The sequence below is a fragment of the Mesorhizobium sp. WSM4829 genome, assembly GCF_055811475.1.
In genome coordinates this window covers 1-1,022 of the sequence record NZ_JBVVQJ010000120.1, presented here as the reverse complement: position 1 = coordinate 1,022, position 1,022 = coordinate 1, and the positions used below count along the sequence as shown (strand labels likewise).

Annotated in this window: 1 protein-coding gene; it reads left to right on the top strand. The window is 58.1% G+C overall.

The genetic code is table 11. The features are described 5' to 3' along the window. Positions 1 to 10: 10 nt before the first annotated feature. Positions 11 to 1,022, top strand: a 1,012-nt coding sequence (locus tag AC0L17_RS34455) for a hypothetical protein (RefSeq protein ID WP_473518986.1), incomplete at its 3' end; no start/stop codon positions are given.

Below are 1,022 nucleotides of genomic sequence, written 5' to 3'. Positions count from 1 at the left end.
AAGCGGGGGATTGAAATCGATCCTGAAGGCATGGAAGAATGCCATCGTCCCGAGCAGCGGCAGGAAGTCGTCCCAGGAACGGACACGCGACACGGAAACTGTCGTTGGGTCGGAGCTTCGCATCGACTCTTATAAACGCACGCAGGTGGCCTCTGCCGAAGACGCTGACCTCATCGAAGCGGCGGCCGCGGCGGCAAGGCGTCGTGGGCGCAAGGAGTCCTACATCGAAACTAATCGTAAAGGTCTTCGCAAGTTATCTCAGGAGCTCAACTCTCGCGGTGGTCTAGCTCAACTTGATGACCAACAGTTGCGCCAATTTGCTGACGCCGAGTACCCGGGCTCCAGATATTTAACGGATGCCCTGAATATGCTTCGGGAACACAGGACAGAACTCGGGTTCACTACTGCGCAGCGAGTGAAGGAAGAGCCGCGTCGGGGCGTACGGCGTCTCGTCTCTCCTGAAGACAAGCCCCTCATCAATGAGGCAAGTGAGGCGGCAGTGGCGAGTGGGGAGTTGGTCCAGATAACCGCTTCCAAATATGGTAGCGCTCTTCGCAGGTTATCTGAGGAGCTCCGGTCTTCCGACGAGAGCCTTACTAAACTCGAGAATGAGGCGCTGCAAGGACGTGCTGCCGAATTGGGCCTTAATACCGCCGCTATGCGCGGCGGATTGCGTATGCTTGAGAAATACCGCCAGGCCCAGCGGAAGAAAAATTCGCAGGATGTGGGCGGAAGATTACCGTCTAACGACTGGACTGAAATCTCGAAGCAAGCGCCGTCAGCGATCTTCGGCAGTGACCAGTATGAGCCGAATGGATGCGGATGGCAGGGACCTGCCGGGTCGCTGGACAGTTATGACCAGGACGAAATTCATGCTGCTGCGGAGCAAGCCGGATGGCGGCAACCTGCCGGGTGGGAGGACGGCTCGTGGGCGTTGTCGGCGCGGTCGGATCAACCTGCCGGGTCGAGCTCAACCTGGTCGCCGCAATTGCCATCGGGTTTTGATCTAAATGAGTGGCCGA